This is a genomic window from Daejeonella sp. (assembly GCF_044342615.1).
In the GTDB taxonomy this organism is placed as follows: Bacteria; Bacteroidota; Bacteroidia; order Sphingobacteriales; family Sphingobacteriaceae; genus Daejeonella.
In genome coordinates this window covers 1-20,521 of record NZ_JBIIPN010000040.1, presented here as the reverse complement: position 1 = coordinate 20,521, position 20,521 = coordinate 1, and the positions used below count along the sequence as shown (strand labels likewise).

At 36.2% G+C, this 20,521-nt stretch carries 16 protein-coding genes; 4 read left to right on the top strand and 12 right to left on the bottom strand.

The window, feature by feature from the left end:
• From ACIQ0D_RS05375 to corA, 5 genes are all read right to left on the bottom strand, one after another.
• A partial coding sequence (locus ACIQ0D_RS05375; RefSeq protein WP_395803533.1) for a PH domain-containing protein occupies window positions 1–899 on the bottom strand: 899 nt, incomplete at its 3' end.
• Entirely contained in the window at window positions 896–1,411 is a 516-nt protein-coding gene (locus ACIQ0D_RS05370; protein ID WP_395803532.1) for a PH domain-containing protein, read from the bottom strand. The genes ACIQ0D_RS05375 and ACIQ0D_RS05370, both read right to left, overlap by 4 nt.
• Window positions 1,411–4,773 (bottom strand): methylmalonyl-CoA mutase family protein, encoded by a 3,363-nt coding sequence (locus ACIQ0D_RS05365; RefSeq protein ID WP_395803531.1) that lies wholly within the window; start codon window positions 4,771–4,773, stop codon window positions 1,411–1,413. The genes ACIQ0D_RS05370 and ACIQ0D_RS05365 overlap by 1 nt, the downstream gene beginning before the upstream one ends.
• A 114-nt stretch (window positions 4,774–4,887) precedes the next feature.
• Window positions 4,888–5,130, bottom strand: coding sequence for a hypothetical protein (locus tag ACIQ0D_RS05360; protein ID WP_395803530.1), 243 nt, complete (start codon window positions 5,128–5,130; stop codon window positions 4,888–4,890).
• A gap of 84 nt (window positions 5,131–5,214) precedes the next feature.
• On the bottom strand, window positions 5,215–6,168 hold the full coding sequence (corA, locus tag ACIQ0D_RS05355) for a magnesium/cobalt transporter CorA (RefSeq protein WP_395803529.1): 954 nt from the start codon (window positions 6,166–6,168) through the stop codon (window positions 5,215–5,217).
• A 53-nt stretch (window positions 6,169–6,221) separates the two neighbouring features.
• Here corA and ACIQ0D_RS05350 point away from each other — a divergent pair, with 53 nt between their 5' ends.
• Both ACIQ0D_RS05350 and ACIQ0D_RS05345 read left to right on the top strand, forming a co-directional pair.
• The gene (locus tag ACIQ0D_RS05350) at window positions 6,222–7,172 is read left to right on the top strand and encodes a TIGR01212 family radical SAM protein (RefSeq protein ID WP_395803528.1); all 951 of its coding nucleotides are present in this window, start codon (window positions 6,222–6,224) and stop codon (window positions 7,170–7,172) included.
• A 338-nt stretch (window positions 7,173–7,510) separates the two neighbouring features.
• A complete protein-coding gene (locus ACIQ0D_RS05345) occupies window positions 7,511–8,950 on the top strand; it encodes an ammonium transporter (protein WP_395803527.1) in 1,440 nt (479 codons plus the stop codon).
• Between the two features lie 69 nt (window positions 8,951–9,019).
• Here ACIQ0D_RS05345 and ettA read toward each other — a convergent pair whose 3' ends face one another.
• Window positions 9,020–10,702 carry an energy-dependent translational throttle protein EttA gene (gene ettA / locus ACIQ0D_RS05340; protein ID WP_395803526.1) on the bottom strand — a complete coding sequence of 561 codons (1,683 nt, stop codon included), beginning with the start codon at window positions 10,700–10,702 and terminating at the stop codon, window positions 9,020–9,022.
• Window positions 10,703–10,890: 188 nt separating this feature from the next.
• On the opposite strand from ettA, the gene ACIQ0D_RS05335 reads away from it, so the two are divergent.
• Both ACIQ0D_RS05335 and ACIQ0D_RS05330 read left to right on the top strand, forming a co-directional pair.
• Complete coding sequence (locus ACIQ0D_RS05335) at window positions 10,891–13,428, top strand: ATP-dependent Clp protease ATP-binding subunit (protein WP_395803525.1); 2,538 nt, start codon at window positions 10,891–10,893, stop codon at window positions 13,426–13,428.
• A 90-nt stretch (window positions 13,429–13,518) separates the two neighbouring features.
• A complete protein-coding gene (locus tag ACIQ0D_RS05330) occupies window positions 13,519–13,905 on the top strand; it encodes a hypothetical protein (RefSeq protein WP_395803524.1) in 387 nt (128 codons plus the stop codon).
• Between the two features lie 64 nt (window positions 13,906–13,969).
• On the opposite strand, the gene ACIQ0D_RS05325 is transcribed toward ACIQ0D_RS05330, so the two are convergent.
• From ACIQ0D_RS05325 to ACIQ0D_RS05300, 6 genes are all read right to left on the bottom strand, one after another.
• Window positions 13,970–14,788: an enoyl-ACP reductase gene (locus tag ACIQ0D_RS05325; RefSeq protein WP_395803523.1), complete on the bottom strand. Its 819-nt coding sequence runs from the start codon at window positions 14,786–14,788 to the stop codon at window positions 13,970–13,972.
• Window positions 14,789–14,842: 54 nt separating this feature from the next.
• Entirely contained in the window at window positions 14,843–16,522 is a 1,680-nt protein-coding gene (gene recN, locus ACIQ0D_RS05320) for a DNA repair protein RecN (RefSeq protein ID WP_395803522.1), read from the bottom strand.
• 61 nt (window positions 16,523–16,583) lie between these two features.
• Window positions 16,584–17,483, bottom strand: coding sequence for a DUF4835 family protein (locus ACIQ0D_RS05315; protein WP_395803521.1), 900 nt, complete (start codon window positions 17,481–17,483; stop codon window positions 16,584–16,586).
• A complete protein-coding gene (gene coaBC, locus ACIQ0D_RS05310) occupies window positions 17,483–18,679 on the bottom strand; it encodes a bifunctional phosphopantothenoylcysteine decarboxylase/phosphopantothenate--cysteine ligase CoaBC (protein WP_395803520.1) in 1,197 nt (398 codons plus the stop codon). Before coaBC ends, ACIQ0D_RS05315 begins: the two co-directional genes overlap by 1 nt.
• Before the next feature lie 68 nt (window positions 18,680–18,747).
• A complete protein-coding gene (locus ACIQ0D_RS05305) occupies window positions 18,748–19,074 on the bottom strand; it encodes a DNA-directed RNA polymerase subunit omega (RefSeq protein WP_291400078.1) in 327 nt (108 codons plus the stop codon).
• A 1-nt stretch (window position 19,075) separates the two neighbouring features.
• A complete protein-coding gene (locus ACIQ0D_RS05300) occupies window positions 19,076–20,014 on the bottom strand; it encodes an outer membrane protein assembly factor BamD (protein WP_395803519.1) in 939 nt (312 codons plus the stop codon).
• Window positions 20,015–20,521 lie beyond the last annotated feature (507 nt).

Sequence of the window (20,521 nt, the reverse complement as noted above, 5' to 3'; positions counted from 1 at the left end):
TCAAAAAGGTACATGGAGATTTTCTTTCTTAACCAATTTGTTTTCCATGATACAAATTGGATCTTTTTGAAAGGCAAAACTTTTTGTGAATTGTTAATTAGGCCTTTATTAATTGTAAATCCTTGGGTGTTTTTAGCAATTTGAAAGTTTAGAAATGCGATGATTGTTCTTATTAAGGAAACTAAAATTGAAATAGCTAAAACGGCAAAAATTCCTGCCGTAATTAAAAAAACATCGCTTTCCAATAGTTTATTCGTGGAGTCTTCCATTAAACTTTCATAATCTTCCATCATACCTTTGATGTTATTCAAGAATGAAAATGTTAGTCCGATAAGAATTAATAGCGTTTCAAAGTGATTTGCTGTAAAGCCTAATTTTAACAGATCTTTGAAGTTTAGTTCTGAAATAATTTCATCATTATTTTCAACGTCTTCTTCGCTCTTCTTTTTTTGGAGGATGAACTCCATTAAGGCTTCGGCTTCTGATTTAGGGAATTGAATTTTAATTTCTTCTTTATTCGAGCCGGGACTGTCAAATGATAATTCGGATAGGTTAAAGATTTTTTGTACCCAATTTTGGTTTATATGTACAGTTTGAATTTTTTGTAATGGCAATGTTATTTGCTTACGAGAGAAAATCCCACTTTTTACTTGTACTTCATCTTCAGTGATTTTAAATCTAAAGAAGAAATAATCCAATAATGATTTAAATAACACAAATGCTGGTAAAATTAGGTAGATGAAGTCCTCGCCCGGATCTTTTTCTCTATCTGCTTTAATGATTATAAAAAGGAAAAAGGGCCAAAAGTTTTTAGCTAGCTGGACTATTGTTTTAAAAATAATATGTCCGAAAGCGCTAATTGGTTGACGCCTAAACTCAGTCTGAAGCACATTACTCATTCCTGCTGATTTTTCAAAATAATCAGATCCCGCATATCATTTGCTTGTTCTTGAGTTAGTCCTGGAATAATAATGTCAGAATCATTACCTCCGGCAGAGTATATCTTCAGTTTACTGATGCCTAAATCTCTTTCAAATACACCAGCATCAACAGAACAGTGTTGGATACGGTTAAAAGGGCAAACATGAAGACTTTTATTTAACCAGCCTGTTTGATAGAGAATATCATGTTCTCTGATGGCATAGGCCTTATTTTTAAAATTAAGATAGCTTAATCTGAAGTTTAAGAAACAAAGGATGGAATATACGGCTAGTGTTATTCCAACCATAGTCCAGCTATGGAATTCTTCATTTAGAATGGCCACAATTAAGGTAGTAATGAAAATTATGAACCAATAAAATACTTTATAATAACTTACGACTGTATAATATCGTTCATCTATCGGAATTAAATTGGCCTCTTCAGCTTTTGGGAGTGTGGTAATATCTAGCTCTGAATTTGAAAATTGCATTACATATTCCTCCTGTATTGACCTCCAACTTCATATAAAGCATTTGATATTTGTCCCAAGGAACATACCTTACAAACTTCCATCAAGCTCTCAAAAATATTCTCTCCTGCGACAGCTTTTTGCTGAAGGCTTTTTAATAAGGTAGCGGAATATTCACTATTTCTGTTTTTAAATGCCTCTAATGCCGAGATTTGGAATTTTTTCTCTTCTTCTGTGGCTCTTATGACTTCCGAAGGGATAATTGTTGGGGAACCATTCTTATTGAGGAATGTATTCACCCCAATAATTGGGAATGTTCCATCGTGTTTAAGTGTCTCATAATAAAGCGATTCCTCTTGAATGCGACTCCTTTGGTACATGGTTTCCATCGCGCCAAGCACTCCGCCGCGATCATTAATGCGTTTAAACTCTTCAAGAACCGCAGCTTCTACCAAATCAGTAAGCTCTTCAATGATAAATGCACCCTGAAGTGGATTTTCATTCTTCGCTAATCCTAGTTCTCTATTGATAATTAGCTGTATAGCCATTGCTCTACGAACAGATTCTTCTGTAGGCGTTGTTATGGCCTCATCATAGGCATTTGTATGAAGAGAATTACAATTATCGTAAATGGCATATAATGCTTGCAGGGTGGTTCTGATATCGTTAAAATCGATTTCTTGAGCATGTAATGATCTCCCAGAAGTCTGAATATGGTATTTTAATTTCTGAGAGCGATCATTTCCATTGTATTTATGTTTTATTGCTTTAGCCCAGATTCTTCTTGCTACGCGACCAATTACTGAATATTCTGGATCGATGCCATTGGAGAAGAAGAAGGATAAATTAGGTGCGAATTCATCAATATGCATTCCTCTGCTCAGATAGTATTCAACAAAGGTAAAACCATTGCTTAGGGTAAATGCTAGCTGAGAAATTGGGTTTGCGCCTGCTTCTGCGATGTGATAGCCTGAAATTGAAACTGAGTAGAAATTTCTAACTTGATTATCAATGAAATATTTCTGGATATCGCCCATCATTCTTAAAGCGAATTCAGTTGAGAAAATGCAGGTGTTCTGCGCTTGATCTTCTTTAAGAATATCCGCTTGAACGGTACCTCTTACATTAGCAATGGCGTAAGCTTTAATTTTTTGGTACACATTATCCGGAAGAACTTGGTCTCCTGTGAGCCCTAAAAGCATTAAGCCTAAACCATTATTCCCTTCTGGAAGTTTGCCCTGATAGGAAGGATTTGGGATTCCGCGCGATTTAAAAATTTGATCGATTTTTACTTTTATTTCAGCTTCTAATCCATTTTCAATGATGTATTTCTCACATTGCTGATCGATGGCCGCATTCATAAAAAAGCCAAGAAGCATAGGTGCGGGCCCATTTATTGTCATAGAAACCGACGTAGATGGATGGCATAAATCAAATCCGCTATATAATTTCTTCGCATCATCAAGCGTAGCAATGCTGACACCTGAGTTTCCGATTTTGCCATAAATATCAGGACGGATATCTGGATCTTCACCGTAAAGTGTTACCGAGTCAAATGCTGTTGATAAGCGGTGTGCCGGTTGTCCCAATGACACATAGTGGAAGCGTTTGTTCGTTCTTTCTGGTCCGCCTTCACCTGCAAACATTCGTGTTGGATCTTCACCCTCTCGTTTTAGTGGGAAAACACCTGCGGCAAATGGAAATTCACCGGGTACATTTTCAGTTAGTATCCATTTTAGAATATCACCCCAAGCTTCATAGCGAGGTAATGAGATCTTCGGAATACGTAGTTTTGACAGGGATTCGGTGTAAAGGGATTGCTTTATTTCCTTGTCGCGTACTTTGTAGATGAAATTGTCTGCTTTATATTTTTTTATGGTCTCGGGCCAATCTTCTAAGAGTCGCTTACATTCACGATCTAAACTTTGTTCTAGCTGAATGTATATTTCTTTGAGCGATTTTATAGTTTCTGCTTGCTTAAACTCTTCTGCAAGACCTAGTGCGCCATGAATTTGGAAAAGTTGTTGTGCAATTTTAGATTGATTATTTACCCAAGTAGTATAATCTGCATTAGCTTCAACAATTTCGGCAAGGTAACGCGTGCGATCTGGAGGGATGATGTAATTTTTCTCAGATTGCTGTGAGCTTAGCTCCATTTTAGCTTTGAAATCAAATCCGGTTTTTCTTAAAATGGCTTGCATCAATTCTGCAAACAGCTTATTCATTCCCGGATCATTGAACTGAGAAGCCATAGTACCTATAACAGGTAATTCCTCATCTGCAGTATCAAAAAGCTGATGATTACGCTTGAACTGTTTCCTTACATCCCTAATTGCATCTAATGCACCACGTTTATCGAATTTATTGATAGCAACCAAGTCCGCAAAATCGAGCATATCGATTTTCTCCAATTGTGTGGCAGCTCCAAACTCGGGAGTCATAACGTATAATGAAACATCTGAGTGTTCTGTAATTTCTGTATCTGATTGACCAATACCGGATGTCTCGACGATAATTAAGTCATATCCAGCGGCTTTACAGATATCGATAGATTCTTGAACATATTTCGAAAGTGCCAGATTAGCTTGTCTAGTTGCAAGCGAGCGCATGTAAACTCTAGTATTATTAATAGAGTTCATTCTAATTCTGTCTCCTAATAAAGCGCCTCCAGTTTTTCTTTTGGATGGATCTACGGAAATAATGGCGATGTTTTTATCGGTTTCGACTAAAAAGCGGCGGACTAATTCATCGATTAAGGATGATTTTCCTGCGCCACCTGTTCCAGTGATTCCAATAACTGGAATTACTTTACCTGCATTGATTTTTTTGAGTTCTTTTAGGAATTGCTCAGTCTGCTCAGGATGGTTTTCGGCCAAGGTTATTGCCGCAGAAATGGCTTTTTTGTCCTGTTTTTCGATTCCCTTTAGTTCATTATTGAGGCTAGTTCTTGTGAGGAAATCACATTGTTGAAGCATGTCATTAATCATTCCCTGCAGACCCATTTTACGTCCGTCGTCTGGAGAGTAGATTTGTGAGATGCCATATTCTTTTAATTCTCTTATCTCTTCGGGAAGAATTACCCCGCCACCACCTGCAAATATTTTAATATGCCCAGCTCCCATTTCTTGAAGCAGATCATACATGTATTTGAAATATTCATTATGGCCACCTTGATAGGAAGTCATGGCAATGCCTTGCACATCTTCCTGAATGGCACAATTAACAACCTCTAAAACGGAACGGTTGTGGCCTAGGTGTATTACTTCGGCTCCTGAGGATTGCAAAATACGGCGCATGATGTTGATAGTAGCATCGTGCCCGTCGAATAAAGCAGCTGCAGTTACAAAACGTATCTTGTGTTTGGGTTTATAAACTTCGGTCATTGGTTAGTCCTAATTATTCTGCAAAGGTAAGAATAATTGCTGTGCCGAATGATAAAAGACAGATAAGAAACAAAATAGGGGCAAATTTGCAATTGCATTTTTTGCCCCTATTTTTTAACCTTTTTTAGGTTTGTGTTTACTTGGCATTTTCGGAGCCTTTTTTTTTCCTTGAACCATGGAGTTGATATTGCCTTTGTTGACCGTAGCTTGCTTGTTATCAGTTTGATAAGACATCTGGCCACCGCTGTTTGAAATCCCTCTTTGCTTTAGCTCCATAATTTCAGATTTCAATTCAAGGTTAGACTTAGAACTCCCTTGTTTGTTTTCTTTTGACTTGATTTTTGAAATTGTTTTCATCTTCACATCCATTTGTTTAGGTGAAAGCATTTTATAAAATGCCTGTCAATAAACAACAAATAAACGTTTTGAATGTTTCCGAATTTACAGCCAATTTTTCTTTTTGAAATAAATTAAGGTTAATACCGATGATAGAATCATAAGTCCGATGGCAAATAAATATCCATAATCCCAGTTGAGTTCAGGTATAAAACTGAAGTTCATGCCATAAATGCTCGCAATGAGGGTAGGTGGCATAAAGGCAACAGTGGCAACGGTAAAAATTTTAATGATTCTATTCTGTTCAATATTTACCAAACCCATAAAGGTGTCTTGGAGGTATTCTAAGCGCTCAAACGCAAACTTATTGTGCTCAATAAGTGATCCGATATCTTTTATCATTATTCGCAAAACGTTCATGTATTCTTCTGGAAAAAGATTGCTTTTCATTAAGGAGGATACTAATCTTTGCTTGTCGATGATGTTTTCACGCATTAAAATATTATAGTTTTGAAACGATGCAATTTTAAGGAGTATTTCCTCATCTGATCGCTTCCTATTTAAGGTGAGTTTTTTATTGAGATCGGCAATATCTTTTGCTAGTCCCTCAATGATATCGGCATCCTGTTCAATTCCTGTTTCGAGGATGTTTAATAGGATGTGATAGCCATTTGTAAATGCCCCAGGGTTTGATTTAATTTTTTTTACGGATTCTCTAAAGGTTTTCAAATTATCATCCCGATAGGTAAAAAGGATGCCTTTTTCTAATATGATTGAAACTGGGCAATAATCGAATTCCTGCTCTTTTAGCGATAGAAAATTCGAATTGATAATCAATTCATCATCAAGTTCATAGAAACGGGATGAACTTTCAATCTCTGTTGATTCCTCTACGGATGAATATTTGATATCAAAGTAATTCTCTATAGTAATCTTTTCTTCAACTGTTGAGTTTTGAAGATCTACCCAAACAAGGTCGTTTTGTGGGATTAACTGCAATAAAGAAATATCACTTTCTTTTGCAAGACGCTTATCTTTTTTATAGTAAATCCTGAGCATAGTCTTAATTTAAGGGTAAGATTGATTTTTTGTATCTTTGCAAAAATATAACTTTGGGAACACCTTTAGATTACGGAATTAAAAATTATAATCATTATGGTGCTTATCTTAAAAATAAGTACAATGGCCAGCGTGTTTATAAGATTATTGCTGATGGCGGATTTACTTGCCCTAACCGGGATGGGAGTAAAGGCTATGGCGGATGTACCTATTGTAATGTAGATTCTTTTACTCCTGAACTTTCCAGAAAATTGCCAGCTATTCGTGATCAAATTGAGCAGGGGATGGAAAGGGCTATTAAAAATTATAGAGCCGAAAAATTTATTGTTTATTTTCAACCCAATACAAATACCTATGCGCCAACGCATTATTTAAAAATGCTTTATGATGAAGCGTTAAGTGTAAATACAGAAAACATTCTTGGTTTATCGGTTGGTACGCGACCAGATTGTATTGATTTTGAAAAACTGGCTTTACTTGAAAGTTATGCCGATCGTTTTGATGTTGATTTGGAAATGGGAATGGAGTCGATTTATGATGAAACTCTGCTGCAAATAAACCGGGGCTGTAGTCATCAAGAATTTATTAATGCGGTCCAGCTCGCTCAAAACACTAAAATTGATATTTGTGTTCATACTATTTTTGGATTCCCTTGGGAAACTCACGAAATGATGCTTCGCTATGCGGATGAGATTAATAGATTTCCACAAATCAAATTTGTTAAACTACACCATCTTCATATTGTAAAAGGATCGATTATGGGGTCAAAATATAGTCGCGATCCATTTAAAGTCTTTACAATTGATGAATACACTGATTTTATAGCTGAATTTATTCCTCTTTTACGACCGGACATTGTTTTACAGCGCCTATTCGGTCTCGCAGATTATGATTTATTAATTGCTCCTAATTGGGGAATGAAAAAATCAGAAATTCAGACTTATATTGATAAAAAATTAGAACAAAAGGGTATTGTTCAGGGCAGTAAATATAAATCTGCTTAAAATCAAATTCCCGGTCTATTTTCTATCTAATTTTTCATAAAATTCTTAAAAATTCAAATATTTCTCATTTTAAAATGATATTTTAATATTATTTACCCTTTTTGAGCCTTTTATTCTCTATTTTTTCACAATATCTATTGTTATTTAATATTAATTTGCCAAATAATATTATAAAATATTAAAAATTTAATAAATAATACATAAAATTACCATTGTATTAGTCTATTTTCATAAAAATTCGATTAAATTTTAAAATATTGAACTTTTAATAATAATATTCGAATTTATTTATCATATTTTTGATTAATCATTAAAATAATTTAAAATATTTTAGAAAAATGGCTACAAAATTCGATATTAAGCAAATTGCTCCCTTTTTTATCTTGTGTTGCATTGCAATTTCTTCTGTTTTTATTAAATCTGTTCCGAATTTTGAGGATACATCTCAATATAATGCTGCAGATATTGCATGGATGCTAATTGCCACAGCTCTTGTCTTTTTAATGACACCCGGTTTGGCTCTGTTTTATGGTGGAATGGTACATCGAAAGAATGTCATTTCCACCATGATAAAAAGCGTGGTAGCCGCAGGGGTTGTAAGTGTTTTATGGGTTACTGTAGGATTTAGTCTTGCATTTGGTAGCTCATTAGGTGGTTTAATTGGCAATCCTCTAGATTTCTTCTTTTTTAAAGGGGTAAATTCAGGTGCTCCTTGGAGTTTAGCGCCCACAATTCCTCTTACATTATTTGCTTTTTTTCAATTAATGTTTGCCATTATTACTCCTGGTTTGGTGGTTGGTGCAGTTGCTGAGCGAATTCGATTTACATCTTATATCCTATTTATTTGTCTTTTTAGTTTGCTTGTTTATACGCCACTTGCACATTGGACTTGGCATCCGGATGGGTTTCTATTTAAAATGGGTTCTTTTGATTTTGCAGGCGGGACAGTTGTTCATATCTCTGCCGGAATGGCGGCACTTGCAGGCGCATTAGTGTTAAAGCGTAGAAGAGTGCACGTAGAGCGTCGTGAAATCCCACCTGCCAATATTCCTTATGTTTTAATTGGGACCGGTTTATTATGGTTTGGTTGGTTCGGATTTAACGGAGGCTCTGCCTTTGGTGCTAATAGTCTTGCCGTTTCTGCATTTGCTACTACGAATGTTGCGGCAGGAGCAGCAGGTTTATCTTGGATGTTTTTCGACGTACTTCGTGGTAAAAAGCCTTCTGTTCTAGGTTTTTGTCTTGGTGCCATTATTGGTATGGTGGCCATCACCCCAAGTGCAGGCTTTGTGGCTATTCCTCAAAGTATTTTTATAGGGGCCTTTACTGCCTTAATTTCAAACTTGGCGGTCTATTGGAAATCAAAAACTAAACTTGATGATACCTTAGATGTTTTTCCATGCCATGGTGTTGGTGGAATAGTGGGCATGCTTTTGACGGGTGTTTTTGCTACTAAAACTGTTAATCCTGAGGGAGTTGACGGACTTTTATATGGTAATCCTGAATTTTTCTTTACTCAGCTAAAAGCCTTGTTGATTGTTGTTGTATTCAGTTTTACGATGTCTTTTATTATTTTTAAGTTTATTAATTTGATTCAACCTATCCGTGTAAGCTCTGAAGATGAAGAAGAAGGACTAGATGCTACTCAGCATAATGAAAAATATTCTCAAGGCACCCTCATTGTAAGTAATAAAGGAGATGTTTATGAGACTGAAACAGAAAATGACATGGAAAATGATTTGGGGAAATTAAATCAGATTGCTTTTAAGGCTGAATAATAGAATATTAGGAGCAATTATAAACAATAAAAAAACCTACCGTGAATGGAAACGGTAGGTTTTTGTTATTTAATCGGTAAGTTTTTTATATCGAATTCGATGTGGTTGAACATCGCCAGTTCGTTTTTTTCTATTCTCTTCGTATTCAGAATAATTGCCTTCGAAATAATACACTTGCGAATTGCCTTCAAAAGCGAGTATATGTGTACAAACTCTATCTAAAAACCAGCGGTCGTGGGAAATAATTACAGCACAACCACCAAAGTTTTCTAATCCCTCTTCAAGTGCTCTTAATGTATTTACGTCGATATCGTTTGTTGGCTCATCCAAAAGAAGAACGTTTGAGCTTTTCTTTAGGGTTATGGCTAGGTGAACTCTATTTCTTTCTCCACCTGAAAGGACAGAAATTTTCTTTTGTTGATCTGCACCATTGAAGTTGAATTTAGAAACATAAGCTCTCGAATTTACTGGGCGATTCCCAAGTAAAATGGTTTCTTGTCCATCCGTAATATTTTCCCAAACTGATTTCTCTGCATCTAAATCATCATGCATTTGATCTACATATCCTAAGGCAACGGTTGGCCCTACTCTAAATGATCCTGCATCAGGAGTCTCTTGTCCGGTTATCAAACGGAATAGTGTTGTCTTACCAGCTCCATTTGGTCCGATAATACCCACAATTCCTGCTGGAGGTAGTGCAAAGCTTAAGTTTTCGAATAATAATTTATCCCCATAAGCTTTGGTTACATTTTGCGCTTCGATAACAAGATTCCCAAGCCTTGGTCCTGGCGGAATAAATAATTCCAGTTTATCTTCTCTTTCTTTGGTGTCTTCAGAAGCTAATTTCTCGTAATTAGACAAACGTGCTTTCGACTTGGCATGACGAGCTTTAGGAGCCATTCGGACCCACTCAAGCTCTCTTTCCAGTGTTTTTTGGCGTTTGCTTTCAGTTTTTTCTTCAGAAGCCAGCCTTTTTGCTTTCTGGTCGAGCCATGATGAATAGTTTCCTTTCCATGGAATACCTTCGCCACGGTCTAGTTCTAGAATCCATCCAGCAACATTGTCAAGGAAATATCTATCGTGGGTGACGGCAATTACAGTCCCTTTATATTGTTTTAAGTGTTGTTCCAGCCAATCAATACTTTCTGCATCGAGGTGGTTGGTAGGCTCATCTAACAATAAAACATCGGGTTCTTGTAGTAATAAGCGGCAAAGTGCCACGCGTCTGCGTTCACCTCCTGACAAAGTGGCAATTTTTGTGTCTGGCTCTGGGCAACGTAATGCATCCATTGCTCGATCTAGCTTACTATCAAGCTCCCATGCTCCACTTGCATCGATTTGGTCTTGTAATTCACCTTGCCTTGCAAGAAGCTTATCCATTTCATCGGCATTTTCATACACTTCCGGGAGCCCGAATTTCTCGTTTATGTCCTCATACTCCTTCAATAAGGCAGTAATTGAGGCAACGCCTTCTTCAACAACCTCCCTGACGGTCTTTTGAGCGTCTAATTGAGGCTCTTGAGCTAGATAGCCAACAGTGTAGCCCGGAGAAAAAACAACTTCTCCTTGGTAGGATTTGTCTAATCCTGCGATAATTTTTAGAAGGGACGACTTCCCCGAGCCATTTAGTCCGATGACACCAATTTTAGCACCATAGAAAAATGACAAATAAATATTCTTAAGTACCTGTTTCTGTGGAGGATAAATCTTATTTACCCCGGCCATAGAAAAAATTATTTTTTCGTCTGACATTTGTATTTATAATTGAACACCAAATATCGTATTTTAGTCAGAGACATGTCAACTTTATTATGCGATATGTTTAGAAATGCGATTTTTATAGAATGGCTTAATTGTTGATAAATGTTCTACGTACGTCAGGTTTATTAAGCTAATAATTTTATACATTAGGGCGTTAATACTTATAGAAAGGTAATATAATGGAAGCTAAATTTTCACCACGCGTTAAAGACGTCATTTCATATAGCAGAGAGGAAGCCCTGCGATTGGGTCATGATTATATTGGCACTGAGCATTTATTGCTTGGCCTCATCAGAGAAGGGGATGGGATGGCAATTAAAATATTAAAGAATGCAGGTGTTGATACTGCTAGGTTACGCAAATCTGTGGAAGACTCTGTGAAGGGTACATCTAGTACTACTGCTAATCTTGGCAATATTCCACTTACTAAGCAGGCAGAAAAAGTTTTAAAGATAACTTATCTCGAAGCAAAAATATTTAAAAGCGACATTATTGGGACGGAGCATTTATTGCTTTCCATTCTTCGTGATGAAGATAATATTGCTTCTCAGATTCTTCAGCAGTATAATGTGAACTATGATATATTTAAAACTGAGGTTGAGAATAATAAAGATGGTTTCCGTGATGAAGCTCCTCAAAGTTCTGCTGCAGGCGAAGATGATTTAAGAGAAGAAGAAAGTTTTAGTCAGCCGAAAAAGGTATCTGATATAAAATCAAAAACTCCAGTTTTAGATAATTTTGGCCGTGATTTAACTCGTGCTGCCGAAGATGGCAAATTGGACCCAATTGTTGGCCGTGAAAAGGAAATTGAGCGTGTTTCTCAAATCTTGTCACGCCGTAAAAAGAATAATCCTATCCTTATTGGCGAGCCGGGAGTGGGTAAATCTGCTATTGCAGAGGGACTAGCCTTAAGAATTATTCAACGAAAGGTGTCTCGTGTACTTTTTAATAAGAGAGTGGTAACGCTTGATTTGGCTTCATTGGTTGCGGGTACAAAATATCGCGGTCAGTTTGAAGAGCGTATGAAGGCTGTCATGAATGAATTGGAGAAATCCCCGGATGTGATTCTTTTTATTGATGAGATTCACACAATAGTTGGAGCAGGTGGTGCGTCTGGATCTCTAGATGCGTCAAATATGTTCAAACCGGCTCTTGCTCGTGGTGAAATTCAATGTATTGGAGCAACTACTTTAGATGAGTATCGTCAATTTATTGAAAAGGATGGCGCCCTTGATCGTCGTTTCCAAAAGGTAATGGTTGAACCGGCAACTCCCACAGAAACAATCGAAATTCTGAATAGAATTAAAGAGAAATATGAGGAACATCATGGTGTAACTTATACTGATGAGGCAATTAATGCCTGTGTAAGTCTTACTGCACGCTACATTACAGATCGTTTTCTTCCCGATAAGGCAATTGATGCCCTCGACGAGTCTGGATCACGTGTTCACCTTACCAATATACACGTTCCACAAAATATTATTGATGTGGAGCAGAAAATTGAAGAGATTAAAATTGAAAAAAATAAAGTAGTTCGTAGTCAGAAGTATGAAGAAGCTGCAAAGCTTCGCGATACTGAGAAAAACTTACTTGAAGAGCTTGAAAAAGCTAAAAGTGAATGGGAAGCTGAGACCAAAACCAAGCGCTATACGGTTACTGAAGATAATGTTGCAGAGGTTGTTTCGATGATGACAGGTATTCCTGTACAAAGAGTAGGGCAGACTGATAGTATTAAATTACTCGGAATGTTTGATGCAATTAATAGTAGAGTTATCGGGCAGGAAGATGCGGTTAAAAAATTAACGAAAGCCATTCAGCGTACACGTGCGGGATTAAAAGATCCTAAAAAGCCCATTGGTTCATTCATATTCCTTGGTCCGACAGGTGTTGGAAAGACTGAGTTAGCTAAAGAGCTTGCACGTTTTATGTTCGATACAGAAGATGCTCTTATTCAGGTGGATATGAGTGAGTATATGGAAAAATTCGCTGTGTCTCGTTTAGTTGGTGCGCCTCCAGGATATGTTGGTTATGAAGAGGGCGGACAGCTTACTGAAAAAGTTAGAAGAAAGCCTTATGCGGTAGTTCTTTTGGATGAGATTGAAAAAGCACACCCAGATGTATTTAATATTTTGTTACAAGTGCTTGATGAAGGTCAATTAACTGATAGTTTAGGTCGTAAGGTGGATTTTAGAAATACCATCATTATCATGACTTCCAATATTGGTGCACGCCAATTGAAGGATTTCGGACAAGGTGTTGGATTTAGTACAGGCGCAAAGGTCTCACAGGCAGATACTTATTCTAGGGGTGTTATTGAAAATGCATTAAAACGTGCTTTCGCACCTGAGTTTCTGAACCGTGTGGATGATGTGGTTGTGTTTAATTCATTAACTAAAGATGATATTTTCAAGATTATTGATATTGAGTTGAAAGCTTTATTCGATAGAATCCAAAGCATTGGTTATACAATCAAGCTTACTGATGCGGCTAAAGATTTCATCGCTGAAAAAGGATACGATTCTAACTTTGGTGCTCGTCCGTTGAAGCGTGCCATTCAAAAGCATTTGGAAGATCCAATTGCAGAAGAAATTTTGAAAGGTGAATTGGCAGAGGGTGATTCTTTGGAGGTTGATTATGATAAGGAAAAGGAAGAAATTCGAATCCTAAGCAAAGCGAAAACTACAAAGAAGAAGAAAGAAGAGAAAAAAGAAGAATAGTCTTAATGTTATTTAAGCAAAGGGGAATGGTTAATGCAACCATTCCCCTTTTTTTTCGTCTTAATTATACAGGCATTTCCTGTTTTTATTATGAAAAAGTCTATTTTGTTGCTCGCCTTATTTGTTCTTGTTATGGGTTCTTCATGTAAGAAAGAACAAATTGTTCCTAATCGTACGATTATTACCACTTTAAGTTCAGGGAATTGGATTAAGTTAAATGGAGGCAAATCCTACACGGCTTCTATTAATATGCCTGAAATTGATAATTATTTCAACGACTATGGAGGAGTTTTAGTTTATGTTTCCTTCGAAAATGGGACTTATGAGCAGATTCCGCAGGTTTATAATGGGGTTTCTTATAGCTATTTAACGCGTTCTGGTCAGATAGTAATTGAAATTCAAAGTTCTGATGGACTGGCAGTGATTTCACCGCCAGGATCTATAAAAGTTAAAATTGTGCTGATAGAATCTATCTAAAAAATTTTCCCAATAAAAAACCCGAAAGCATTCACTTTCGGGTTTTTCTATTTTATAAATTGGATTAGCTATTTTCTACCCCTAATCTGTACATTACATCATCACTAACTCCTGTTGATGAGTATCCACCATCATGGAATAGATTCTGCATTGTAACCATACGCGTTAAGTCTGAGAATAAAGTGATGCAATAATCAGCACATGATTCAGCATCAGCGTTTCCAAGTGGCGCAATGGCATCGGCATAATCGTAAAAACTTCCGAAACCTTTAATACCTGTCCCTGCAGTAGTTTTTGTAGGCGATTGAGAAACTGTATTGATACGAACTTTCTTATCCAATCCATAGTGATAACCAAAACTTCTTGCAATAGACTCAAGCATTGCTTTGATATCAGCCATATCTGTGTAAAATGGATAGGTACGTTGTGCAGCCATATAAGTTAGTGCAACAACACTTCCCCATTCATTGATGGCATCTAATTTCTTTGCTACGCTCAGCATTTTATGTAAAGACAAGGCAGAAACATCTATTCCTTTCTGGAAATAATCGTAGTTAAGCTCAGGATAAGGGATTTTCTTGCGAATATTAACGCTCATTCCGATTGAGTGAAGAACAAAATCAATTTTTCCGCCAAGAACTTCCTGCGACTGAGTGAATAAATTGGTTAGGTCTTCAATACTTGTGGCATCAGCAGGAATAATCTGAGAACCTGTTGCTTCAGCTAGCGAATTAATTTCGCCCATTCGCATTGCAATTGGTGCATTGGTTAGCACAAATACTGCACCTTCTGCATGTGCTCTTTCGGCAACTTTCCAAGCGATTGAATTTTGATCTAAAGCACCGGAGATGATTCCTCTTTTACCTTTTAGTAAATTATACATATAATTGAATTTTTGTTTTTTCTCTTAAATAAAATGCAAATTTATCAATAATCTCTAATTCTTAAACCCTTTAGAATTTAAAATTAGATCACGAGCGTTTTGCATTGCTGATTCTCCAGGATTATCCCCACTTAGCATCTTAGCGATTTCTAATATACGTTCTTCCTGTTTAAGCTCATTAATATTTGTACGGGTAATTTCTTCTTGCTCATCTTTAAACACTCGGTAATGCGAATCACCTTTGCTTGCTATTTGTGGCAAGTGTGTGATTGCAATTACTTGCATGTTTTTCGATAGTTTTTCCATGATATGGCCCACCTTAAGGGCTACTTCGCCAGATATTCCAGTATCAATCTCGTCAAAAATGATGGTAGGGAGTGCGGTATGCATCGCAATAAGCGACTTAATGCTAAGCATCAATCTTGAAAGTTCACCACCTGATGCCACTTTATTCATTGGCAATGGCGCCTGGCCTTTATTTGCGCTAAATAAAAACTTGATTTGATTGTTGCCATTTTCATCAAATTTGCCAGTTGGAAGTGTTTCATTCAGAATCTGTAGCACTGCATTTGGCATGCCTATTTCTGCTAATGTGGCCATTACGGATGATTCAACTTTTGGAATACTTTCGGCGCGACTTCTATTTAATTGAGATGAAAGTTCCTGCACTTCCATATAAAGTCTATCAACTTCAGCTTTTAATTGCTCGATGTCTTCATCTGCAAAAAGAATTCCATTGAGCTTAGTTGAAATTTCATCGCGTAGGGTAATTAGCTCCATTTCAGAAGCAACACGATGCTTTTTCTGAAGTGAATAAATTAAGTCTAAGCGCTCGCTAAGCTCTAATAACCTGGTTTCATTCACCATGCTACCTTGTTCAATATCTTCAATCTCAGATAAAATATCTTTGATTTCAATTAAAGAGCTATTAAGACGTTCTGTAAGTACTGCAACTTCCACTTTGTATTTTTCAGCGTTAGCGAGGCTAATTGCGGCTTCTTTGATTTGTGCAATCGCCGAGGGTTCACTTTCACTTAAAATTGAAATGGCATTTAGTAAATTCTTCTTAATATCTTCTGCATGACTTAAGGCATCAAGTTCTTTTACAAGTTCTACCTGCTCACCAGCAATAAGTTTTGCCTTTTCTAGCTCATCAAACTGAAATTGAAAATAGTCTAAATCGGACTTAGATTGCTCACTTTGGCTTATTAGATCTTTTAATTGAGTCTGCGCCTTTTTATAGGATTTATATACCTTTCGATAGTTGCTTAATAGATTCTGATTACCAGCGACCGTATCAATAACTAATAACTGGAACTCCTCATCATTAATTTCGAGGCTTGCATGCTGAGAATGAACATCTATTAATTTTTCACCTAGCTTTTTAAGAATAGTCAGATTAACCGGTGTATCATTAATAAATGCTCTGGTTTTTCCGTCAGATGAAATTTCTCTTCGCAAGACAGTCTCAAGATCGAAATCAAGATCGTTTTCAGTAAAAAACTCGTTTAAATGGAAGCCATCAAGTAGGAAAGTGCCCTCTATAATGCATTTTTTCTGCTGATTGAAGAAATATTTACTTTCAGCTCGTTGACCTAAAATTAATGATAAAGCACCTAAGATAATTGATTTACCTGCTCCAGTTTCTCCAGTCAAAATATTTAATTCCTTGGAGAAGGATATATCCAGATTATCAATTAAAGCATAATTACTTATGGCAAGTCGCTTGAGCATGTTTGCGTTAAATTTTTGCTAAATTAATAATTCGATTTAAATGGATTGAATTTTTAAGATTTTACCTTGTCTTTTTCAAAGATTCGTACTTTAAACTGTTAGATGGGTCAATCTCTGAAAGAACATCAATAGCCTTTAGTTTATCTTGATTATCGGCCGAACTTAAAATATTAACAATTTCATCCGCCTTAGCGGTAAAAAACAATTGATTTAAAACTGAACCTTGCTTTTGCTTGTCAATCTTTTGTAGCTGCGGAATAATTGATAGAACAGCTTTTAACCCTTTTGATTTATTATCTGCCATTACATCTAAACCATCTCTGTGGTAAGTATATAAGCTCTCTCGGATTGGGTTATAAGACTTGTTAGTCAGGTTTTCAATAAGCCAGAATCGATTCCTTAGGCTTTCAAATGCTTTCCATCCTGGATTTGGTGCTATTTGTGCATTATTTAAAACCGTTTCTGCTTTCTGAAAATAAGGCGTACCACCCATTTTAGAGAAGCTATCATAGTCTAGTCCGGTAATTATATAGGCATAGAATGCCAATAAAGAGCTTAAATTTCCAATATAATTCTGGTCTGAAAAGTCTAATGGCTGTCCCTCAGCATAACTAAATCCAAAGTCCTTATCGCTAATATTTAATAAAGTACTATTATAACTACTGTTAAAAACGGGTCTATTGGATTGAATTTGTGCTTCGGCTTTGAAACTGCTCGATCCATCCCAATCGGTAATTGTGATTACAAAATTGCAATCAATACGTTCTTGAGGCTGTAATGCATCTGTTGTCCACTTTCTTCCATTTAAGAAATCTTTGATGCTAGCTTCAAGCATATCTAATATTCGTTTATTTGAATTAGAAAGTTGAGGAGCTAAAATTTGTACACGTGCATTGAGGTCTTGGGCGTAAAGTCCCGAACCAATGAATAACACTAGGATGACGAGCAGTATTTTTTTCATTATATTAAATCTAGTATTTTTTTGCAAATATCTACTGCGACCTCATTTTTGGGTTTAAGTTCAAATTTCTCTTGTTTTTTATTGCGATCGATTATGGTAATCTTATTATTATCGTTCTTAAATACACCTCCCTCGTCATTCATAGAGTTTAGAACAATAAAATCAAGATTTTTTTTCTCTAGTTTTTTTATGGCATTTTCCACTTCATTATTCGTCTCGAGTGCAAATCCAACCAAAATTTGTCCCGCTTTTTTCTCTTGTCCAAGCTTTGCTAGAATATCTGGAGTTTTGATGAGATCTAAAGAGAATTCGGGACTATCTTTTTTAATTTTCAGGTTTGCTACCTCTTTCGGGCGATAATCGGCAACCGCCGCACTGCAAATGGAGATGTCGCAATTTTTAAATTCAGAAAGACAAGCTTGAAGCATGTCCTCTGCGGAAGCCACATCAATCCTATTAATTCGTTTATCTGTTAAATTTAAACTTGTTGGTCCGCTAACAAGAGTAACCTCTGCGCCTAATGCAGATAAATGTTCTGCTATAGCATAACCCATTTTTCCGGAAGAGTGATTTCCGATAAACCTAACAGGGTCAATGGCTTCATAGGTAGGGCCAGCGGTAACCAATGCTTTTTTGCCTTTTAGAGGAAGCCCTTCTTGATATTTATCTAGGATAAATTGAATTATTTCTTCAGGTTCGGCCATGCGACCCTCGCCGGTTAAACCACTTGCCAATTCACCATAAGCGGGTTTAATCATTAAATTACCATAGGATATTAGCGAGTTAATATTTTTTTGAGTTGCTGGATGTTTCCACATATCCAAATCCATTGCTGGAGCAAAATATACCGGACATTTGGCTGAGAGGTAAACTGCTGAGAGAAGGTTATCGCAAAGACCATTTGCGAATTTAGCTAATGTATTTGCACTGGCAGGTGCAATAATTAACATGTCTGCCCATAAGCCTAGTTCAACATGATTGTTCCATGTTCCTGTCTTAGGATCGAAATATTCGGAGAAAACTGGATTTTTTGATAGCGTGGAAAGAGTAAGAGGAGTAATGAAATTACAAGCATCCTTAGTCATAACAACCCTAACATTAGCGCCAGCCTTGACCAAGAGTCTGGTTAATGAAGCAGATTTATAGCTTGCGATGCTACCGCAAACACCAAGTAATATATTTTTATTTGTAAGCATAGGGCATGAATATACCCATCTTAAAGCATGCATGGGGCATAGTATAGAGAAAACTATGCCCCTATGCTTTAGTTTTGCTCTTTAGAAGGGTTGCGATAATAAACCTTATTGTTTAAAAATTCATCAACAGCAATTAGAGAAGGCTTAGCCATACGCTCGTAGTGCTTTGAGATTTCAATTTGCTCACGGTTTTCAAAAATCTCTTCTAAATTATCATTTGAAGATGCAAATTCTGCTAATTTACCGTGAAGTTCTTCCTTCAAGTTATTTGAAATCTGATTAGCGCGCTTGCTAATAATTACAATCGACTCATATATATTGTCTGTTGTTTTATCTAATTCACGAACATCACGTGTAATGGTGCTGTTTGGAATGGCTGGTTTCGTAGTGCTCATTTTATTTGTTTTTAGTTTCTTCTTCTTTAGTTTCTACTGTTTTTTTGGATTTTGATGCCGCGGCTGCTTCAGCAGCTTTGATCTTATCTTGATAAATTTTCATTTCGGCTTCTTGAAAAGCAATTAACTTTCTAACGTCTATTATCGCTTTTTCAGAATTCTTAACAAGATCTTCTCCTTCTTTTAAATACTTGCTCGAAGGGTAGTTTTTCGCAAATTCGGCAAATAAATTAATTGCCTCATTGTAGCGCTCCTCTTGTTTTATCTCTAAACTAGCTTTCGCATAAAGAGCCTGTGCTTTTACGGTAAGAAATTCCATTTCCTCAGCATATTTAGTGTCTGGAAAATCACTCGCCGAATTTCTAAAGGCAATTACTGCCGATTTATAATCACCTATTTCTAAAAAAAGTTTTGCATTAGCAAAAGATTTCAGTTCTAATTTATCGCGTAAATTACTGATTAGCTTACTTGCTTCTGTAACTCTATCGCTTTTTGGATAAAGGTTAATAAATAATTGTAAGGCTTCGATAGCCTTAATAGTATTTTCTTGGTCTAATGAATAAGTTGGAGATTCAAGATAAAAACAATAAGCAGCCATGAAACGACATTCTTCGGCTTTGGGACTAGAAGCATATGTGTCTGCGAAATTCTTAAAATGATATCTCGCATTCCCATAATCTTTCATTTTATAATTTGTGTACGCAAAATAATAGGAAAGATCTTCTGCCTCCGCTGTACCACGATATTTTTGGACTAGGTCATCAAATAAACCAAGTGCTTTATTATAGTCTTTTTTATCGTAAAGACGTATCGCTTCACGGTATTTTTTGGCAGTATCACTGCTGGCGCGTAACTTTTCATATTTGCTTTTGCAGCCTGCAAACGCAATAATAACTACGAGTAATATGCTTATGGTTATATTAAGCTTGTTTTTAAACATCTTGCAAAGATAAGGTAAATCAGTAAAACATCAATTTTATTTAATCACTATTATATAAAGTGTCCTATATATAGCTACGAATGTATTTCTTTCAATTAATTGAACTAAATCTTTAACAGAATTTAACATCTAAATTATTGTTTTGCACTGTATAGTTAAATTCCCTTTAATAAAGATTCTGTTGTTGTTGCTAGGTTTTCTTTAATAGTAGGGCATTTCTATCTAGTTATTATTAGCCATTATCTTAGATTTTGGATATAACTTTAGCATATAATATTGGTTTTTTGGATATATATGAGATTCGTTTATTATAGATAAACAAGATTTAATGATAATAGATTTTTAATCTTGCCTAACATATCGCTTTACAATTCTATTACAAATAAAATTTACGTATTCGTTTTCAAGCAGTTAGGTTAATGCTAAGGAAAAAAGTACGAATTTATTGTGCGGGGTAAAATATTTTGGTATCTTTGCCACCCCGCAAGGAAGAGATGTGGGGGATTG